Annotated in this window: 13 protein-coding genes; 11 read left to right on the forward strand and 2 right to left on the reverse strand. The window is 48.0% G+C overall.

Going from position 1 to position 19,825, the window contains the following annotated elements; translation table 11 throughout:
- Positions 1-243 precede the first annotated feature (243 nt).
- The 6 genes from AC1RR2_RS10000 to AC1RR2_RS10025 all read left to right on the forward strand — a co-directional run bounded on the left by AC1RR2_RS10000 (position 244) and on the right by AC1RR2_RS10025 (position 8,138).
- Complete coding sequence (locus AC1RR2_RS10000; RefSeq protein WP_493222110.1) at positions 244-2,373, forward strand: TonB-dependent receptor; 2,130 nt, start codon at positions 244-246, stop codon at positions 2,371-2,373.
- Between the two features lie 288 nt (positions 2,374-2,661).
- On the forward strand, positions 2,662-4,266 hold the full coding sequence (locus AC1RR2_RS10005) for a M20/M25/M40 family metallo-hydrolase (RefSeq protein ID WP_493222111.1): 1,605 nt from the start codon (positions 2,662-2,664) through the stop codon (positions 4,264-4,266).
- A 412-nt stretch (positions 4,267-4,678) separates the two neighbouring features.
- Positions 4,679-5,446, forward strand: coding sequence for a class II glutamine amidotransferase (locus tag AC1RR2_RS10010; RefSeq protein ID WP_493222112.1), 768 nt, complete (start codon positions 4,679-4,681; stop codon positions 5,444-5,446).
- A 180-nt stretch (positions 5,447-5,626) separates the two neighbouring features.
- Complete coding sequence (locus tag AC1RR2_RS10015) at positions 5,627-6,115, forward strand: nuclear transport factor 2 family protein (RefSeq protein ID WP_493222113.1); 489 nt, start codon at positions 5,627-5,629, stop codon at positions 6,113-6,115.
- 269 nt (positions 6,116-6,384) lie between these two features.
- Positions 6,385-6,915, forward strand: coding sequence for a hypothetical protein (locus AC1RR2_RS10020; RefSeq protein ID WP_493222114.1), 531 nt, complete (start codon positions 6,385-6,387; stop codon positions 6,913-6,915).
- Between the two features lie 494 nt (positions 6,916-7,409).
- Positions 7,410-8,138: a tetratricopeptide repeat protein gene (locus tag AC1RR2_RS10025; RefSeq protein WP_493222115.1), complete on the forward strand. Its 729-nt coding sequence runs from the start codon at positions 7,410-7,412 to the stop codon at positions 8,136-8,138.
- 97 nt (positions 8,139-8,235) lie between these two features.
- On the opposite strand, the gene AC1RR2_RS10030 is transcribed toward AC1RR2_RS10025, so the two are convergent.
- Positions 8,236-9,540: a glycerate kinase type-2 family protein gene (locus AC1RR2_RS10030; RefSeq protein WP_493222116.1), complete on the reverse strand. Its 1,305-nt coding sequence runs from the start codon at positions 9,538-9,540 to the stop codon at positions 8,236-8,238.
- Between the two features lie 104 nt (positions 9,541-9,644).
- Here AC1RR2_RS10030 and AC1RR2_RS10035 point away from each other — a divergent pair, with 104 nt between their 5' ends.
- Positions 9,645-10,838, forward strand: coding sequence for a serine hydrolase domain-containing protein (locus AC1RR2_RS10035; protein ID WP_493222117.1), 1,194 nt, complete (start codon positions 9,645-9,647; stop codon positions 10,836-10,838).
- A gap of 12 nt (positions 10,839-10,850) precedes the next feature.
- Here the strand turns inward: AC1RR2_RS10035 and AC1RR2_RS10040 are convergent, their stop codons facing one another.
- Positions 10,851-11,483 (reverse strand): hypothetical protein, encoded by a 633-nt coding sequence (locus AC1RR2_RS10040; RefSeq protein WP_493222118.1) that lies wholly within the window; start codon positions 11,481-11,483, stop codon positions 10,851-10,853.
- Between the two features lie 367 nt (positions 11,484-11,850).
- On the opposite strand from AC1RR2_RS10040, the gene creB reads away from it, so the two are divergent.
- The 4 genes from creB to AC1RR2_RS10060 all read left to right on the forward strand — a co-directional run bounded on the left by creB (position 11,851) and on the right by AC1RR2_RS10060 (position 19,804).
- Positions 11,851-12,546, forward strand: coding sequence for a two-component system response regulator CreB (creB, locus tag AC1RR2_RS10045; protein ID WP_493222119.1), 696 nt, complete (start codon positions 11,851-11,853; stop codon positions 12,544-12,546).
- A gap of 17 nt (positions 12,547-12,563) precedes the next feature.
- The gene (gene creC / locus AC1RR2_RS10050) at positions 12,564-14,009 is read left to right on the forward strand and encodes a two-component system sensor histidine kinase CreC (RefSeq protein WP_493222120.1); all 1,446 of its coding nucleotides are present in this window, start codon (positions 12,564-12,566) and stop codon (positions 14,007-14,009) included.
- A 128-nt stretch (positions 14,010-14,137) separates the two neighbouring features.
- Positions 14,138-15,541: a cell envelope integrity protein CreD gene (gene creD / locus AC1RR2_RS10055; RefSeq protein WP_493222121.1), complete on the forward strand. Its 1,404-nt coding sequence runs from the start codon at positions 14,138-14,140 to the stop codon at positions 15,539-15,541.
- Between the two features lie 291 nt (positions 15,542-15,832).
- Entirely contained in the window at positions 15,833-19,804 is a 3,972-nt protein-coding gene (locus AC1RR2_RS10060; protein WP_493222122.1) for a sensor histidine kinase, read from the forward strand.
- The last annotated feature ends 21 nt before the right edge of the window (positions 19,805-19,825 follow it).

Here is a 19,825-nt window from a genome sequence, read left to right on the forward strand (position 1 = left end):
TCCATGCCCGCTAAAGTAGCTACTTGATAAGAATTTTCACTTCAAAGTAGCCAAACCTCTTGATTCAAAACAAGTTTGATCGGCAAATTCAATTGCAAATGATAATAATTCGCATTTATAATTGCGCCTAATTGATTCGCCTTCGATGCTGACTGGAGTCTGCTGCTTTACTAAAGACTTCTTGTTCAGTCAGTGATCTAAGAACAGCGAATCTTGCCATTTTTATTATTTTGTGAGAAATTTATGCAAGCCATTAGCGCAGTCTCAAACCGTTTTGCTTTGGCCACTTTGCCAGCCTTATTGGCATTGATCAGCTTACCTAGCGCCGCTCAGAACAGTACCAACACGCCTCAAGAATCCAAATTACCCGAAGTGCAAATTGTCGGCGCGACCGAACAAAAATACGCAACCAAGATCAGCAGTACCGCGACCAAGACCGACACTTTAATCCGCGATACGCCGCAGGCAATCACGGTCGTTACTAAGGAATTGATCAAAGATCAGGCGATGCAAAGCATGGCTGACGCGATTCGTTATGTGCCTGGCGTCGTTACTGCGCAAGGTGAAGGTAATCGTGATACGGCGGTATTCCGCGGCAATAGTTCTACCGGCGACTTCTTCGTCGATGGCATCCGTGACGACGTGCAGTACTATCGCGATTTTTACAATATAGACAGCGTCGAAGCTTTAAAGGGTTCGAATGCTATGATCTTTGGTCGTGGCGGTTCCGGCGGCATCATCAACCGCGTGACTAAACAAGCACAATGGGCACCAGTTCGTGAGGCATCGATTACCTTGGGCTCTTGGAGTAATCGCCGCGCCACCGCTGACCTGGGTCAAGCGATAGATCAAAACATGGCGTTCCGCGTCACGGGCATGGTGGAAAACTCTGACAGCTACCGCAACGGTGTCAACATTAAGCGCAGCGGTATCAATCCAACGTTTGCGATCCGCGCCGGTCAAAACACCAGTATCGTACTTGGCTATGAGCATTTCAAAGATGACCGCACCGCCGACCGTGGCATCCCTTCTTACCAAGGCAAGGCACTGAATGTTGATAGCAGCGTCTTCTTTGGTAACGCTGCATTAAGCCCAACTTCATCACGCGTCGATGCTTTCACAGCCTTGATTGATCACGATTTGGGCAACGGTTACAGCTTACGTAACCGCACGCGTTATGCTGATTACGATAAGTTTTACCAAAACATATTCTCCGGTGCCGTCAACAGCACCGCCACCAACGTGGCCTTGAGCGCCTACAACAACGCAACGCAACGTCAGAATTTCTTCAATCAAACCGACCTCACCTTTGATATCGTAAGTGCTAGCGTTAAACACAAGATACTGGCTGGACTGGAATTGGGTCAACAAACGACGGATAACTTACGTAAAACGGGCTACTTCCCGGGTGTCAGCGCCAATGCGACTAGTATCACCGTGCCACTCAGCAATCCATTCACCGACAATGTGGTCTTCCGCCCCTCCGCGACAGATGCCAACAACCATGGCGTCGCAAAAACCGTGGGTATTTATGTGCAAGATCAAATCGAATTGTCCGCACAATGGCAAGCGATACTCGGTCTGCGTCGCGACAGCTTCGGCATCGACTTTACCAATAATCGTACCGGCGAAAAAATTGAGAATACGGATACACCAATCTCACCACGTGCCGGTCTGATCTACAAACCAGTCACCGAGATGTCCTTGTACGCCAGCTATAGCTTGGCATTCGCGCCACGGGCGGGCGATCAATTATCCTCACTGACGGCTAGCAACAAGGCCTTTGATCCGGAAAAATTCGAAAACTTTGAACTCGGTGCCAAATGGGATGTGTTGCGTGACTTGAGCTTGAGCGCGGCTGTCTATCAATTAGATCGTAGTAATGTCGCCATCGCCGATCCTACTGATTCCACCAAAACTATTCTGGTCGATGGTCAGCGCACCAAGGGCTTAGAACTGGCGGTCAGTGGCAAAATCAACGAGGCTTGGAGCATCATGGGCGGTTATGCCTACCAAGACGCAAAGATTACCCGCGCGCAATCTGCTACCGTGAAAGCGGGTGCAACTTTGGCACAAGTGCCAACTCATAGCGCCTCCTTATGGAACCGTTATGACCTAAACAGCCAGTGGGGTATCGCTGCAGGTCTGGTCTATCGCGGTGCCATTTATCCGTCCACCGACAATACAGTGGAATTGCCAGGCTTCACGAGGGTCGACGCAGCGCTCTACTATGCCTGGGATAAGAATATTCAATTACAGTTAAACGTAGAGAATCTCGCTGATAAAAAATACTATGCCTCGGCCAATAGTAATAACAACATCACACCTGGTTCGCCACGTGCGGTGCGTTTAGGCATTAATTTCAAGTATTGATTTTCCGTAATCATTGTGAACGTGAAGCCCCTATCTCAACGAGACAGGGGCTTTTTTATTAGCTTGCCTCACAGGCTTAACCCTTGCCAATTTTCCGCACTGCAACACAACTGTATATAGTTTGATACAAAAAGCCGGGAACCAATTCAATCCATCCTTTATCCAATCCGGTTCAATGAGCCGCGTTCGTTTCGGGTCATCTGAATAATTTCAGCAGCACCCATAATTAAATCCGTACTACTTCTCACTACGCGCCAGTTCGCGTACTTCACTATAAGGAATAATAAGATGCGTTTGATGAGTCTCTTGGTCTGCTCGCTAATAGCCAGCGCCACACTGCCGGCCATCGCTGCCGATGAAAAAGTCGATCTGGCTTTAGTTAACAAGATCCGCGATGAAGGAACTAACCGTTCCAAGATTATGGAAACCCTGGGTGTTCTGACCGACGAAATCGGCCCCCGCTTGACTGGCGCACCAGGCTTAAGAAAAGCCGGCGACTGGACTAAGTCACAATTAACCAACTGGGGTTTGCAAAACGCCCAAACCGTCAGCATCGCACCGTTTGGGCGCAGCTGGGAATTAGAAAAATCCGCCATGCGCATGGTGGCACCGTCCACTTTAGAGTTAGTAGCAATTCCTAAAGCATGGACACCAGGCACCGACGGCGTCAAACGCGGCAAAGTGGTCTACGCTAAATTAGAAACAGAAGAAGATTTGGCAAAGTGGAAAGGCAAGCTGAAAGGCGTAATCTTGTTACGCGATCCCGCTGCTGTGACCAAATTGCACACAACACCCGATGCCAAACGTTATACCGATGCTGAATTGCATGAATTAGAAAATATGGAATTAGGCGCAGCCACAGGTCGTCCACCTGTCGATATGGCCGACATCGCAAAACGTCTGGCTTTCGCTAAGAAGATCAATCCTTACCTGATCGAAGAAGGCGTCATCGCGACCGTCAACGCATCACGCGGTGAAGACGGCACCATCTTTGTACAAGGTGGCGGTTCTTACAAAAAAGACGAGCCAACTGGCCCAGCCGCATTGGTCATGACGGCAGAACACTATAACCGTGTGTTCCGTCTAGTTGAAAAGAAAAAAGAAGTGGAAGTTGAAGTCGAAGTCGCAGTGAAATTCGGCGACGAAGATCCAGCCAACTCCATCAACGTCTTTGCTGAAATCCCAGGCTCAGACAAAAAAGATGAAATCGTCATGCTCGGCGGCCACTTAGATTCATGGCACGCAGGTACAGGCGCAACGGACAATGCAGCAGGTGTTGCCGTCGCGATGGAAGCGGTGCGTATGTTGAAAGCCATCGGTTTCAAACCACGCCGCACTATCCGCATCGCGCTGTGGGGCGGTGAAGAGCAAGGTCTATTAGGTTCACGTGATTTCATCAGCAAAAACGTTGCAGCACGTCCAGAATCAACTGATCCTAAAGAAAAAGATTTGCCAAGTTTTATGCGTCGTCCAAGCGGCCCATTAGCTTTAAAACCTTTGCATGGCAAAATCTCTGCTTACTTCAATTTGGATAACGGTGGTGGCAAAATCCGTGGTATCTACGCAGAAAATAATGCAGCAGCAAAAGCCATCTTTGACGCATGGTTAGCACCATTCCATGACCTCGGCGCAAAAACATCCACGATGAAGAAAACCGGCAGCACCGATCACGTCAGTTTTGACGCGGTAGGCGTACCTGGCTTCCAATTCATCCAAGAGCCTATGGATTACTTCACACGCACCCATCACACCAATATCGATGTGTTCGACAAAATCCAAAAAGGCGACATGATGCAAGCCGCCATGATTATGGCGAGCTTCGTTGCACACACAGCGAACCGTGATGAATTGTTCCCACGTAAGCCTATGGCGCCGGAACCAGCGGCACGTTGATTGTTAGAGAGTGAGTTCACTCCCTTCTCCCGCGAGCGTGAGAAGGGCTGGGGAGTCAAAGCATGCTTTGACGGACGTTCAGGTTCGGATAGCATTTTTCAACGTGTCAATATTTCCGTTTTTGTTCGGTTTTATGTTAAAAAAATTTCGCGCCCCGTCTGAACCACCCTCACCCTAACCCTCTCCCGCCTGCGGGAGAGGGAACATTCAAAGCTTAAAGTCGAGCCAGCATTCTATATGCTGGCTTTTTTCATTCTAAACACCGACTTACACGAAAAACGCATAAGCAAATCGCGACTGAGTATTTAAAGTTTAGAATTTTCAATGTTAAGGTAAGCACTTATCTGAACTGATCTTGGATCCAATGTCAGATAAACCATCTTAATCTTGCTCTAAGAACTAAACGCCAGCCATGTGCCAACTACTAGGAATGAATTGCAATACCCCGACTGACATCGTGTTCAGTTTTACCGGCTTTGCCACACGCGGCGGACGCACCGACGAGCATAAAGATGGTTGGGGCATCGCGTTTTTTGAAGGTAAAGGCGTACGACATTTTGTCGATCGTCAGGCAGCGATGGATTCACCATTGGCCGATTTAATTAAACGCTATCCAGTCAAATCCACCAACGTCATTGCCCACATACGCAAAGCCACTCAAGGCGTGATCGCGCAAGAAAATTGCCATCCCTTCATACGCGAAGCCTGGGGTTACAACTGGGTCTTTGCTCACAATGGCGACTTGAAAAATTTTGCACCCGAACTCGATGGCAGCTATTTACCGATAGGCAGCACCGACAGCGAGCTGGCGTTTTGCTATCTCATGCAAAGCCTGCGTCAAGAATTCGGACGCACGCTACCAGACCACGCGGCACTTCAACAATTCTTAAGCAAAATTTGCGCCGAAATCGCCAGCCACGGCACTTTCAATATGCTGCTATCCAACGGCAGCGCCCTGTTTGCGCACTGCTCGACCAAACTGCATTACATAGAACGACAACACCCATTCAATACCGCCGCCTTATCGGATGAAGATATGTCAGTCGATTTTTCCGCTGTCACAACACCACAAGACCGAGTCGCCGTGATCGTCACCGAACCGCTGACCACGAACGAACAATGGACGGCCCTAAAGGCGGGCGAGTTGAAAGTGTTTGTGGATGGTAGAGCGCTAGTTTGAGTTTTGTGTTGGTTCTTGCCATTCAAGCGCTTTGCTATCTCTGAATCACCCTAGCCCTTTCCCGCATTAGGGATACGCGAGAACCGAATTTAATTGTATTTTGTAACATTCCCAAGCTAATATCCGCTTTTCTTACCTCAGTATTATTCGTCGCAATCATTCGCTTTGGAGTTACTCGCCATGAAATCCGCAGCTACCGTCCTGTTAAGCTTAGCACTGGCAATTTCGCCATTAGCGGCACAAGCTCAAGTCGCGGTCACACCGAACCCTAATCACGATGAACTCTTGTTCAGCTCAGACCCAAAGGCGGCTGCGAACAAGCGACTCGTCTACGACTTCTGGCGTGAAGTCTTTGAAGGTGGGCACCTCAAGCTCGCAGAGAAGTACTTGGCTGAGGGATACATCCAACACAATCCGAACGTGCCCACAGGTAGAGCAGGCTTCGTCGAATTCTTCAAGCAATTCTCACAGCCTAAATCCATAGCGATGAAAGTCAAAGCGCCGCTTGTGTCGATAGTCGCCGAGGGCGACATGGTGGTGCTGGCCTTTGTAAGCCAGGCGCAAGACCCGAAGGATACATCGAAGACCTATACGACTACTTGGTTTGATATGTTCCGCATAGAGAACGGCAAAATTGCAGAGCATTGGGACCCGACGACCAAGCGATAGTCTGGATACTGGATCAAGTCCGGTACGAAGACAAATACGACTTATGTCACTCAAAATCTCTACATACATACTCGCGTGTGTAGACTAGCCCATAAATTGGAAAGAGACTATTTACACCCGTCATTTCTTGAACATTTAAGTCACAAGTTTTGAAAAATTAATTTGGAACATTCTGCAATTTCTAAGCCGCACTTTTTGTCGATTTTTTATAGCTCGATTTTATAGAGAAAAAGCAAATTCGACCAAGTATCATGCGGGTTTCGAGAGGCTTGAAACTGATTGTACATTTTTACATTCACAAGTTAATATTTACTCTTGTTAAATTAACGTCAGAGCGCAAAGGCATCTCAATGAATTTATTCTCGCGAATCAAAGAAAGTTTGTTCGGTTCCAATGAACCCAAACTACAAGAGGAAAATGAGTTTGATCTCGAAAAATTTATTTACATCAAACTACCCGGCAATATTGGTCCTCTTGATCGCGGTGAGCTTTTCGAAGATCAAATTGATCCCGTGCTTGAAAAGGAAGGGCTTGGATCTGTTTCTGGAGGAGGATCTTCCTTGGGCGATGAACGGCCAGATGGATCAAGGCAAGTAGAATTTTGCGGTATCGATGTCGATGTCACTCACCGTGATCGGGCAAGAGAGGTACTTCGCGATTTGCTACCTAAGCTCAATGCGCCGATAGGAACCGAACTGCAATTCACCAAAGCCGGTAAAAAACTTCAAGATCGCTATAACGGCGCCACGTGGACACTAGAGGAAACCAGATCTGCTTTACATCCTGGCTTCGGCGTTTAACAAAAATGTGCTCTAACACTGGCGGCTAGATTAACACTCAAAAGTAGCGTTGGTGGCTCACTAGGCTTCCACAATAAATTTCCCAAATTCCTTCATACCACTTTCTCATCCGCTACAACTCAAAGACTATTTGCACGACAGACCCGAGCCAAGTGGAATTGATGTACTCTGCAAGCTTCAGCACTTTGCGATCATCAGGTACGCGCCGCCAACTTGGTTTCTGCGAAATTCGAATTGCTAAACAGGATGGGCTTGGTCACAGAGGCCGAACAACAATTGCCGCACAGTGTACTTATCGAGCCCCTCAATGAGTTCACTATTTACTTGCCGCCTAAGCTTGTAGCATCCGAAATTTGACCGGTCGTTTGAGCCTAGCTTATTCGCTCAAGAAATAACTAGCAAATTGTTTCGGCACTATAATTCAGTGCGGGTCCAAGCCTTCACGCCGCCATCGTATTCTCAAATCAAGTTCACCTCAGGCACTTAGAAAACCTATGTCGTTCATCAAACATCTTTTTGCACTGATCACAATCACGGCCATTTCTTTATCTAACGCCCACGCTGAAAATCTCTCAAAAGAAGCGATGTTTGCGCGCTTGTCTGCCTTAGCACCCAGTGGCAATGCAGAGGTCATATACACCCTTGGAATGTTTTTGAATAACGGGATAGGAACCGCTCGCGACAATAAAGCGGCGTTCAAATATTTTTCTGAGGCGGCTGGGTTAGGACACGAGCTGGCCGCTTACAAAGTGGGTTGCTATCTGGCGGGTCAGTTTCCGGGTGTGGTTCAAGTCGACCAAGCAGAAGCCTTCAAGTTTAAACTTCGTGCCGCTGAAGCGGGTTATGACCTTGCCCAATTCGACGTCGGTCTGCACTTTATCAAAATACGCGACATGGAAAATGCAAATCTTTGGTGGGAGCGCGCATCACGGCAAGGCGATAAGCAAGCCACAGCTATCTATTTGTACTATTTGTCTAAGAACCCCTCAGCCAATGAAGTTAAGAACTACGCTCTGGCGTTAGTGCTCAAAGAGTTGATGCCTAATCCCACTAAAGAGCTCCTCGCACACATCGCGCCTATGGAAGCGAAGCTGACTGATGACCAAAAATCAGAAGCAAATACCATTCGCGCATCGTGGTTCACTGGCAAATCACCGCTTACTGTAAAGGCACAAACTGGTATGAGCTTGATACCCGCTTTACTTACTTCGCTGGAGAGGTAAATTAAGTCTAGCTAAACGCGTGGGCACGATAATTCCGTGCCCGCCCTACGAATTCGACAATCAACAGGTACGAATATTAACGCCTATCATCTCAACATCACAAAACCAAAATTGCCCGAAAATCATTCACATTATTGTAAGTAGGTCCCGTCATCAATAAGGAATCCAGCGCAGCGAAAAAGGTATACGCATCGTTATTTGCCAAGCAATCGCTAGCCGATATCGATAATTGAGCCGCCCTTTGCAAACTATCGGGTGTACACCACCCACCTGCGTTTTGTTCACTACCATCGCGTCCATCGGTGTCGGCAGCTAAGGCATAAATCTCAGGACGACCGTTTAAGTTCTGACACAAGCTCAACAAATATTCCGTATTGCGCCCGCCGCGACCAGTGCCGCGTAGGGTCACGGTGGTTTCCCCACCTGAGAGGAATAAGTGTGGTCGTTGATCTTCCGCAGTAGCAAGCTCTTTTGCCTTCCCGGTGGCAAGCTGCGCATGAGCGCGTCCCAGATCGCGGGCTTCGCCTTCTAGCCGGTCTGACAAAACTTGCACCTGAACACCTTGCGATTGCGCCCAATCGGCTGCGGCTTGTAAGGCGGCTTGTGCATTGGCGATGATGTGAACTTGTGAATGGGTGGAGTCGATTTGATGTGATTTGGGTGTTTCGGATGCAGGCTGTCGCAAATGCGTGAGTACCGCTGATGAGGCGGGAATGGCGTATCGCTGCAAAATATCCAATGCATCAGCGCAGGTGCTTGTGTCGGATAAGGTCGGGCCACTGGCGATGATACTGGGATCGTCGCCAGCCACATCAGAGATGATATAGGTCAGTACGCGCGCGGGTGCGCAGGCTAGGGCTAGTCGTCCACCTTTGATGGCGGACAAATGTTTGCGTACACAATTGATTTCGTGAATGCGGGCACCGCTGCGTAACAGCGCGCGATTGATATCTTGCTTCTCTGCCAGACTGACGCCGGGCGCGGGTAAGCTCATCAAAGACGAGCCGCCACCCGATAGCAAGCAAATCACAGTATCACTGGCACTAAGATTTTGTACGGATGCGAGTAAATCCTGCGCAGCCTGATAGCCGGCTTGATCGGGAATAGGATGAGCGGCTTCGCGTACTTGGAGCTGTTGGCATGGGAGCGCATAGCCGTAAGGAACGATGACCATGCCACTTAATCGCCTCAAATCGGCTTGTTGCTGCTGGCTCCAATGTTGTTCCAAAGCCTGCGCCATAGACGCCGCCGCTTTGCCCGCACCGACCACGATGCAACGTCCACTATCAGGAAAATCAGGTAAATGTGGTGGCAGGCAATGATGCGGATCCACTGCTGCGACAGCAAGGGCAAATAGCTCGCGCAAAAAATCTAAGGCCTGCGTCTGATTCCAATTTGTCATCTTGGTTTGGTGCTGGGTACTGGGGTGGCTAGAATAGTAGCTAGAATAGCGGCTAAAATACCAGCTTTCTCTCTGTCCTGCGACGCTTTTCACCGAATCTGCCCATGATCATTACGCCCAGCCACTATGACTTCAGTGCTATCGCACCCGCGATGCAAAGCTATGTTGATAGAAAAATCCTGTCGGGCGTTTCTTCCGCCATTTTGCATGGACAGGATCTGGTGCACTTTCAAGCAACCGGCTGGGCTGATATCGAAAACCAAATCCCACTGCGTCACGATCATCTGTTTCGCGTATTTTCGAATACCAAACTCCTGACCTCGATGGCGATCATGCAGTTGGTCGAAAACGGTCAATTGACACTCGATGATCCGGTTGAAATGTACTTGCCACAACTCGGCAATCGTCAGGTCTTAATTCCCGGTGCTACCGACATCAGCCAGACCGAAGCGGCGCGTTCGGCGATCACCGTGCGTCAATTGCTGACACATACCTCTGGTCTCAGTTACGGTCTGCTTGATCATGGCAGTACCATCTATAAGGCCTATGTCGAACGCAAAGTTTTGAATGCGTTTGAACCCTTGTCCGAATTGATCAATGTGCTGGAAGAATTGCCGCTGAGTTTTCACCCTGGTACGCAGTGGGAATACTCGATTGCCACCGATGTTTTGTCGCGCTTAGTGGAAGTCGTCAGCGGCGATAACTTTGATGTCTATCTGCACGCCCACATCTTGTCGCCCTTGGGTATGAACGACACCAGCTTTTGGGTGCCGCCCCACAAACACGAACGTCTGACCGCTTACTATGCCGGCAGCGATCCTATGAATGTGCTAAACCGCGATCTGAAACGCTTAGAAAAATCGCCCTACCCCGAAGCTTTCTTAAAACCGATTCCACGCTTCTCGGGCGGCGGGGGTCTGGTATCGAGCATGCACGATATGCTGGCCTTAATGCGTAGTTTTTTACCCGGCGGTCACGCGGTTTTAAAACCCGAATCTATGCAACTCATGATGCAAAATCATTTACCCGCAGGATGGGGTATCGCCTTCCCCGGCGTTGGTGATGTACCCGGCAAAGGCTTTGGTCTCGGTGGCGCAGTGACTTTACGTCCGGGTGAGAATGACCCAGCAGACGCAGAAGCTGAATTTGAATGGGGAGGCATCGCGGGCACGCATTGGTGGATTTCACCGCGCCACAATATGGCAGGCCTTTTGATGACACAGCGCCAAATGGCGTTCTGGCATCCGTATTCGTTTGAGTTTAAGAAGCTGGCTTATGCGGCGATGCTGGGAAGTTAAGGCGTAAATAAATTAAAACTCAAAATAATAAATCATCGCCACCGTTAGTAGCGCTATAAGGACGATTTGCCACAGCAATTTGCGCTTAAACCAAGGCAACACCTCAGTATTCGCGCTGCTAGTGGCTTCCAGATTCATGACGCGAAACTTGGTGGCGTAGGGTGCCTGACGAAAGCGGATGATCATCACGCCTTTGTCAGGATCGAAGCGCATCGGCCATAGACTGGTCGCCATGTGTGCCCAAATCAGGCTGGTGACGCCGGCTATCCCTAGCACAGGCAAGACTAGCAAAGCACCTAATTCTGGAAATGTTGAAAGTGGACGCGACCCGAGCAATAGTGCGAATGCGAATATCACTCCCACATAAAAGATGAAACGCAACAAATACATCACTGAACTTTTTTCTAAGAGGCGATTCGCCCAACGCGTCTCGGCGGCATGATCTGGACAAATAAAGTAAGTCAGATACATGACCTCATTTTTCACAGTCAAACTACCGCCCAGATTTGGGCGCAGTGATTTTATCCGCCCTACACGAGTCGTCATTTTTTCCAACATCTTGGTCGTGCCACACTCGGGGCAGCAAGCGGGCCACTTTAATGGCGGGAAATTTTCACCTATCTCCACTTTGACTGTTTGCGGCATAAGTTGCCTTTGATTTTATGAATCTATAGATTAATCATCATAACCATTATTTGGCGACTGCGGTATGTCAAAATGTTCAGAAATCTAGGGAAGCGCAGATTTATTCGGTATGCACATTCGAGTACAAAACGGGATGAGTTTGGTAGCAACATTTCCGCAGCTTGGCGGGTGCCAAGCAAGGGAATTTGCTGCCAAAATCGCCCGTTTTGTACCGAACCCGAAGGGAAACCACATTTTTACATCGAGCATGGTGACTATTTCAGCCATCTAAAAAATGGGGTTTTGTGCTTATTGAATAAGTCCGCGCTTCCCTATGCATCTGCTACCATGCGCACATTGCCTCAATCTGTTATGACCAATATCACTTATGTCACAAACTATACTCATCGTTGAAGACGAAGTCGCCATCGCGGATAATTTAAGCTACGCACTAGCGACCGATGGCTTTACCCCTAAGCATGTCACCTTGGGGCAAGCGGCGCTCGATCTCTTGCAAACGGGCGCGGCCAAAGAGATTGCTTTAATTGTTTTAGATGTGGGTTTGCCTGATCTGAATGGTTTTGAAGTGTGTCGTCGCCTGCGTCAATTTTGCAATACGCCCGTGATTTTTTTGACGGCACGCAGTGATGAAATTGACCGCATTGTTGGTTTAGAAATTGGTGCCGATGATTATGTGACTAAGCCTTTTTCGCCGCGTGAATTGGTGGCGCGTATCCGTGCCGTATTGCGACGTCAGATTGCACCTGCCAATATCATTGCAGCCGGTGTCGATGTTGAGCGTTTTGAGTTGCGAGCGGAAGAGGCGCGGATTCTTTATTTTGGCCATCAGTTAAATCTGACGCGTTACGAATTTTTGCTACTCAAGACTTTGCTAGAGCGCCCGGGTCAGCTGTTCTCCCGTGCGCAATTGATGGATCTAGTCTGGTCGAATTCCATCAACACCATGGATAGAACGGTGGATACCCATATCAAATCTCTGCGCGCCAAACTCAAAGCCATTAATGAGAATGAGGAACCAATTCAGACTCATCGTGGCATGGGTTATAGCATCGCACAAGCTTAAAGAAGTCCTGAGACCTCATGAAAATCGGACTGCGCATACTACTCGGTTATTTCCTGATTCTGGGACTCGCGGCGTGGTTCGTACTCAACGTGTTTGTCGCTGAAGTGAAACCCGGTGTGCGTGCGACTTTAGAAGACACGCTGGTCGATACCGCGCAACTCTTAGCGCAATTAGTTGCGGAAGATGTGAAGCAGGGTGACCTGTCGCATGCGGCTTTACTGACGCGCATGCAAAATTATGCGCAGCGCAGTGTCGATGTCAAAATCAGCGGTGTCCGCAAAGCTTCGCTCGACTATCGCATCTACATCACCGATGCCAAAGGTATCGTGATTTTTGACTCTGAGCTACGCGATGTCGGTAAAGACTATTCACGCTGGAACGACGTATATCTGACCTTGCGCGGACAATACGGTGCACGTATCACGCGGACTGAACCGCTGAACGAAGAAAGCTCGGTGATGCACGTGGCCGCCCCGATACTCGACAATAATAACGACGGCAAGGCTCGTCAAATCATAGGCGTATTAACGGTAGCCAAAGCGACCTCCACCATACGACCTTTTATCGAACGCAGCCAAGAGAAAATTCTGCAACGCGGCTTTTGGCTACTATTGGCCTCACTGATCATCGGTATCAGTTTTTCCTGGTGGCTGAATCGGTCTTTGCAACGCCTGCAACACTACGCCAAAGCCGTGACACGCGATGAAAAAGTCAGCTTGCCAGACTTAGGCAATAATGAAATCGGTGAACTAGGGCAGGCATTAGAAAGCATGCGTTACAAGCTAGAAGGCAAAGAATACGTTGAGACCTTGATGCACACCTTAGCGCATGAATTAAAAAGCCCCATCGCCGCTATACAAGGATCGGCTGAGCTATTGCGCGAAGACTTACCCGCCGCCGAACGCAGCCGCTTCCTCGCCAATATCATCGAACAAAACGCACGACAAAAACAATTGATCGACAAACTCTTAGCGCTAATCAAAGTCGAGAAACAGCAGAGCCTGAGCGGCACACAAGACATCGCCTTGAATGAATTGCTAGAGCAGGTGGCACTAGATTACGCTGAAAAAATTCAGCGTAAACAGATTCGATTGAATCTCGACACTGACCCGCACACTATTCATGGCGATCAACTCTTACTACGCCAAGCGCTAGGTAATTTGCTCGATAACGCGATTGCCTTTTCTCCCGAGTCCAGCACGATCAATATCACTGTCTGTCGTGAGCCAGAAAACATGAGCTTAGAAATCAAAATAAGTGATCAAGGCACAGGTATTCCCGACTACGCCATTGACAAAATCTTTGAACGCTTCTATTCACTAGCGCGTCCCGATGCTGCAAAAAGCACGGGATTGGGTTTACCTTTTGTACGTGAAGTAGCAGCTTTGCATGGTGGTGAGATTCGTTTGGAGAATCAGAGTTTGGGTGGGGTTTGTGCTTGTTTTAGATTGCCGTTGGGGTGAGCAAAAGTTTGCGCAATCAAACCAGCCAATAAAAACTTCACACCCAGCACACAAAACCGAATCTCAACTTCATTCTCCGCACACAAGATTTTTTTACAGTGTTGACTCCTCATTTCATGGAGCAGGACATGCAAAAATCTTTATTCTTAAAATCTCTCACCATAGGCATTTTGATGCTCTTGATTGCGATTCCCTTGATGATGATAGAAGGGACGATCAGCTCGCGTATGCGGTTTCGGGATGAGGCGGTGCGTAGTATTGCGGCCGATTCAGTGGGTGAACAGACTTTATTGGGACCGGTTTTGATTATTCCATATAGCGAGCACTACGAAGAAGAAGAGATCGTCGATGCCAATACTAATAATAAGCGTAGTGTGATACGGCAGCGGGTTTTGAGTAAGCGTTTGTTTGTGTTTCCGAATGACCTGCAAGTTTTGTCGAATGTTGATAATGACCAGCGCTACCGCGGCATTCACAAAGTCTTGGTGTACAGCGGTCAACATACTTTGAGCGGCAATTTTGACCTACCTACGCAAGAGGCTTTGGTGCGAGACAAGGCAAATTCGCAGTTTAAAATCGGACAGCCGTTTATCAGCTTGGGTTTGAGCGACACGCGTGGTTTGAAAAACGTACCAAAAATTATCTGGGAAGGCGCTGCTTACGAATTTCAACAAGATAGTAAGCTGGAATTCTTTAAACGCGGCTTACATGCGCCCTTGGTCGCGATGGATTTGAAACAAGCTAAAACGGTCGATTTCAATTTGAAATTGTCGATAGATGGTATCGAGCAGTTGGCGTTTATTCCAATTGCCAAAAACAATGTCGTGACCATGACCTCGAAATGGCCACATCCTCAATTTTTTGGGCGTTTCTTACCATCACCGAAAGAACGAAAAATTGATGCAAATGGTTTTACGGCGACCTGGAATATTTCATCCTTGTCCAGCAATGCGCAACAACAGTTATTGAATACCGAATGTTGCCATAACAGAGCGCCGCCGAATCAGGCGGGTGCAGTTGAAGGCGCGGCACAGGCGGTCGGCCAGATCGATAGCTTTGGCGTAGCGTTTATTGAACCTGTGAATATCTACTCGCAATCAGATAGGGCGATTAAGTATGGGGTGTTGTTTGTGGCTTTAACTTTTGCGGCCTTCTTCTTGTTTGAGATTTTGAAGCAATTACCGATACATCCTGTGCAATATGCTTTGGTCGGTCTGGCGCTGGTTTTATTCTTTTTACTATTGGTCAGTTTGTCCGAGCACATGCGCTTCATCACCGCGTATGCGATTGCCAGTGTGGCCTGTATTAGTCTGATCGGTTTTTATCTGAGTTATGCGCTCAGAAGCTGGAAGCGTGGTTTTGGTTTTGGCAGTGCCTTGAGCTTGTTATACGGTGTCTTGTTCGGACTGCTGCAATCAGAAAATAATGCCTTGGTGATGGGTAGTCTCTTATTGTTCGGCGTCCTGGCATCGATCATGCTGGTGACACGCAAAGTGGATTGGTATCAGATCGGTAAAACCTCTGCCAGTTGATCGCTGATTCAGGCAAGCAGGCAAAGCTTCTGGACACTAGGGGTGTGCAGAAGCTTTTTTGCTTGATCTATCATTAAGTTTTCAGACTTATTCTCCGAAAAAACCACGAAGTAAAAATTGCTGATGCGCATCATTCAAATGTGCTCTAAGATAGCCTATACAAAGGGTTTACCAACCTTTATATCACCTCGTTTCCAGCTCAAATCATTGCAGGATTATCGTGAGTTACTACCTTGCTTCTTCATCTACAAAAAGAAAGCGAAAGGCACTTAGTGTCCATAGGTGCATGTCGTGAAAAGAGGCTACACTTTTTGGCGCAATACGGCACTCAAGCTGTGTTGCAGTTTGTTGTGCTCTAGCCTGTTGTTTGCTGGCCTGCTGCAAGCGCACGCCAGCAGCACTTTGGGCAATCTACGGTTTGATCATGTTGGTTACGAGCAGGGTTTTGTCCATCAGTCTATGACGGCCATCATCCAAGACTCGCAGGGCTTTATGTGGTTTGGTTCACAGTTTGGTTTGATCAAGTACGACGGTTATCGCAATATCGTGTATCGCAATGATCCACGTGACCCTACAACCATCAGCGACAACTACACCTCCGCTTTGTATCTACATCACGATGGCTCGCTTTGGGTGGGCACGCAATCGGGTCTTAGCTTATACAACCGTCAAGACAATAATTTCACTAATTTTTTACGCAGAGGTAAAAATGGTGTTGCCAGCGGCAACTATAGGATTTTCACCATCACCAGCGATGGTGCAGATGGCTTATGGTTGGCGACTGATTATGGGCTCATGCACTTTGATATCCCAACTCAAAAATTTACTGATTATCGACATGATGCAACACTGGCGGACAGTTTGCCCAACGATCTGGTCACTGACATCGTCACGGATAAAGACCATAATTTGTGGGTAGGCACCGCCGTCGGTTTGAGTCGTTTGCATGTGCAATCGGGTAAATTCGAACATATCGATCTGAATATCCGCAGTCGCATGCAAACTGCGCAAAAAAGCGTCGTTGCACTCTCTATAGATGCTCAGCAAAACCTATGGATAGCCAGCGATGCAGGTCTGGCTAAAATCGACTTGAATCAGACACCCTACCATGCGGTTGCGGTCGGAGATGAACAAGGTTTAAATACGGCACGTTTGCAAAGCTTATTCCACGATAAAGACGGTGCGCTCTGGATAGGAACGCTAAATAAGGGTCTGATACGTTTCATAGAAAAGAGTGCCACGTATGAATGGTTCCGGCATAGGCCGCTAGACCCAAATAGCCTGTTGCATAACCATGTTAGTAAGATCTATCAAGATCGAACCGGGGTTCTGTGGGTAGGAGCGCGCTCAGCGGGGCTGAGCAAGGTCGACCTGGCGAGTGGCGGTTTTACCCGTTTCGTACAACTGCAAGATGATGCCAGCGGCAACAGCGACGACCGGATTCGTGCTATCGCTGGCGCGGGTAAAGACCATTTGTGGCTAGGCACCTATGCCGGTGGTTTGTTAAGGATGAATTTGCGTAACCGCCAAGTGGAAGTCTGGAAAAAAAATGACTCAGGCAAGTATAGTTTATCGGACGATCAGATCACTAGCTTATGGAATGAGGGAGAAACACGCTTATGGATTGCGACACGGTCAGGTTTAAATCTTTTTGACCCTACAAAAAATCGTTTTCAGCCTATCCCTATAGGAAATGACGCAAACGAAAAGTATCTAGAGAAAATTCTCTTCGACCGCGACGGCATCATGTGGATTTCTAGTCGTGGCGGCCTGCATAGAAAACGCCCCAACGAAAAGAATTTTCACACCTTTAGACACGATCCCAAAAACATCGATAGCATTGCGAATAATTGGGCGATGAGTCTGTATGAAGATAAAGAAGGCCGAATCTGGGTAGGCTCCATGAACGGTCTGGATCGCTTCGACAAGAAAACCGAAAAATTCATTCATTTGAAGCACGATGATAAAGACAAATCCAGCCTGAATCACAATCGCATCAATGCGCTATTTGAAGATAGCAAGAGCACTTTATGGGTAGGAACATCGGGCGGACTGAACCGTATGCAAGAGGATGCCGACGGCAAAATCAGTTTTCAATTTTATCCGACTCATGCCGACGGCTCCGGTGATTCTGTCGGCGGCATATTGGAAGACAAACAGGGCAATATCTGGATCAGCAGCACCACGGGGATTTCTAAGCTTGAGGTTGCGACCGGCAAGATGAAGAACTACACGGCAAAAGACGGCATGATACAAGGCTCCTACCTGATAGGTGCGGTGCATATGTCCGATGATGGCACTATGAATTTTGGCGGCTGGACTGGTTTTACCCGTTTTAAGCCAGAGGAAGTTCGTGACAATACCGTAGCGCCACGCGTCTTGATCACGGACTTCCTGATTTCGAATCAAAGTATTGCGCAATTATCCTTACAAGGTAAGCCGCGTTTAAAAGAACCCATTCAAGATACAAAAGAGATACAGCTCAGTTACTTAGACAGCGTGTTTACGGTTGAATTTGCAGCGATACATTATGCCGACCCTATGGCAAATCGCTATGCCTATAGGCTCGAGGGCTTTGAAGAAAATTGGGTAGAAACTGATGCCACAAAACGCTTCGCTACTTATACCAACTTGGATGCTGGTGACTATGTATTTCATGTCAAAGCCAGTAATAAAAACGATACCTGGAACGATGAAGGCGTCACGTTAAAAATTCATATTGCGCCGCCGTTTTGGAAAACCTTATGGTTCAGACTGCTAATTGCCGCGCTGGTAGCGGGGATCGCCTATTCGATTTTCTTATTCCGCGTGCGTCAGTTAATGCAGCAAAAATTTGACCTGGAAAATCAAGTCGCCAATCGCACGCAAGAATTACAAAGACAAAAAGCCTCCTTAGAAGAACGCAAAGAATCGGTAGAACAGGCGCACAAAAATATCTCCTTGCTAAGCGAAATCGGTAAAGAAATTACGGCGAAGTTGGATGAAGAATCCATCATGCAGATGTTGTACCGCAACGTGAATAGCTTGATGGATGCCAGCGTGTTCGGAGTCGGTTTCTATTTGCCGGAAAAGGGCATCATAGATTTTCCTTACGTAATGGAGGATGGCAAACGTTACGAACGCTATTCGCGTGATTTGCATGAAAAAAATCAGTTGCCTGTATGGTGTATCGAAAACCAGAAGGAAGTATTCATTAACGATCTGGAACAAGAATATTCAAATTACATCAGCGATCTTGAGTTGACCAATAGCCCAGAGAGCCTGGGTGTATTAGAAGATGGCACCGTCGCAATTGCACCGCAATCGCTTTTGTATGTCCCTATCGTCGTCAATCACCAGATACGAGGGGTCATCAGCGTACACAGCTATCGAAAACATGCGTATCAATTGACCGATCTGGATGTATTGCGCACTTTGGCCTCATATGTCGGTATCGCGCTGGATAACGCCGACGCCTATCAGCAACTACAGGTGGCACAAAATCAGCTAGTAGAACGTGAAAAATTGGCGGCATTGGGTGCCTTAGTGGCGGGTGTCGCACATGAACTAAATACGCCTTTGGGTAATAGCCTATTAATAGCCAGTTCGATTGAAGATCAGCTCGACAAGATCACTCAGAAAATTGAATCTAGCTCCGTTAAACGTTCTGATTTCAAACAATTTAGCGAGCGTTGTCACGAGGCTTGCGTACTATTGATGCGCAGTCTGGAAACCAGCGCCAATCTGGTTAGTAGTTTTAAACAAGTCGCGGTAGATCAGGCCAGTGCGCAGGCACGTGCTTTTAATCTCTATAGAACCACGCAAGAAATTGTCGCCACCATGATGAATCAGGTGCGTCAGGCCGAGCATGAATTAATCATTGATATTCCTTTGCACGTCGAGATGCACAGCTATCCCGGCCCCTATGGTCAGGTTCTGATTAACCTATTGCAGAACGCGATTTTGCACGGATTCGATGGCATGAAAAAAGGTCACATGCGTATCAGCGCCAGCGAACTGAGTGGGGATCGGATACAGATACGCTTTGAAGACGATGGCAAAGGCATACCGGAAGAACATATAGGAAAAATATTTGAACCCTTCTTCACCACCAAATTAGGGCATGGCGGTTCAGGCTTGGGTTTAAATGTCACCTACAACATTGTCACTTCTTTGCTAGGCGGCCAGATTAAAGTCGATAGCGTGGTGGGTCATGGCACCGTGTTTACGCTTGAACTACCGATTCATGCTTGGACGGCGGAAGAAATGGAAAAGCCAGAATAAGCTAGCGGCCTATTCTGGCAA

The organism is Undibacterium sp. GW821-FHT11H02, assembly GCF_058808015.1.

Excerpts from the sequence above, each read along its gene's own strand:
- creC (WP_493222120.1), top strand. The coding sequence starts at position 12,564 with ATGAAAATCGGACTGCGCATACTACTCGGTTATTTCCTGATTCTGGGA.
- AC1RR2_RS10025 (WP_493222115.1), top strand. The coding sequence starts at position 7,410 with ATGTCGTTCATCAAACATCTTTTTGCACTGATCACAATCACGGCCATT.
- AC1RR2_RS10010 (WP_493222112.1), top strand. The coding sequence starts at position 4,679 with ATGTGCCAACTACTAGGAATGAATTGCAATACCCCGACTGACATCGTG.
- AC1RR2_RS10015 (WP_493222113.1), top strand. The coding sequence starts at position 5,627 with ATGAAATCCGCAGCTACCGTCCTGTTAAGCTTAGCACTGGCAATTTCG.
- AC1RR2_RS10035 (WP_493222117.1), top strand. The coding sequence starts at position 9,645 with ATGATCATTACGCCCAGCCACTATGACTTCAGTGCTATCGCACCCGCG.
- AC1RR2_RS10030 (WP_493222116.1), bottom strand. The coding sequence starts at position 9,540 with ATGACAAATTGGAATCAGACGCAGGCCTTAGATTTTTTGCGCGAGCTA.
- AC1RR2_RS10005 (WP_493222111.1), top strand. The coding sequence starts at position 2,662 with ATGCGTTTGATGAGTCTCTTGGTCTGCTCGCTAATAGCCAGCGCCACA.
- creD (WP_493222121.1), top strand. The coding sequence starts at position 14,138 with ATGCAAAAATCTTTATTCTTAAAATCTCTCACCATAGGCATTTTGATG.
- AC1RR2_RS10040 (WP_493222118.1), bottom strand. The coding sequence starts at position 11,483 with ATGCCGCAAACAGTCAAAGTGGAGATAGGTGAAAATTTCCCGCCATTA.
- creB (WP_493222119.1), top strand. The coding sequence starts at position 11,851 with ATGTCACAAACTATACTCATCGTTGAAGACGAAGTCGCCATCGCGGAT.
- AC1RR2_RS10000 (WP_493222110.1), top strand. The coding sequence starts at position 244 with ATGCAAGCCATTAGCGCAGTCTCAAACCGTTTTGCTTTGGCCACTTTG.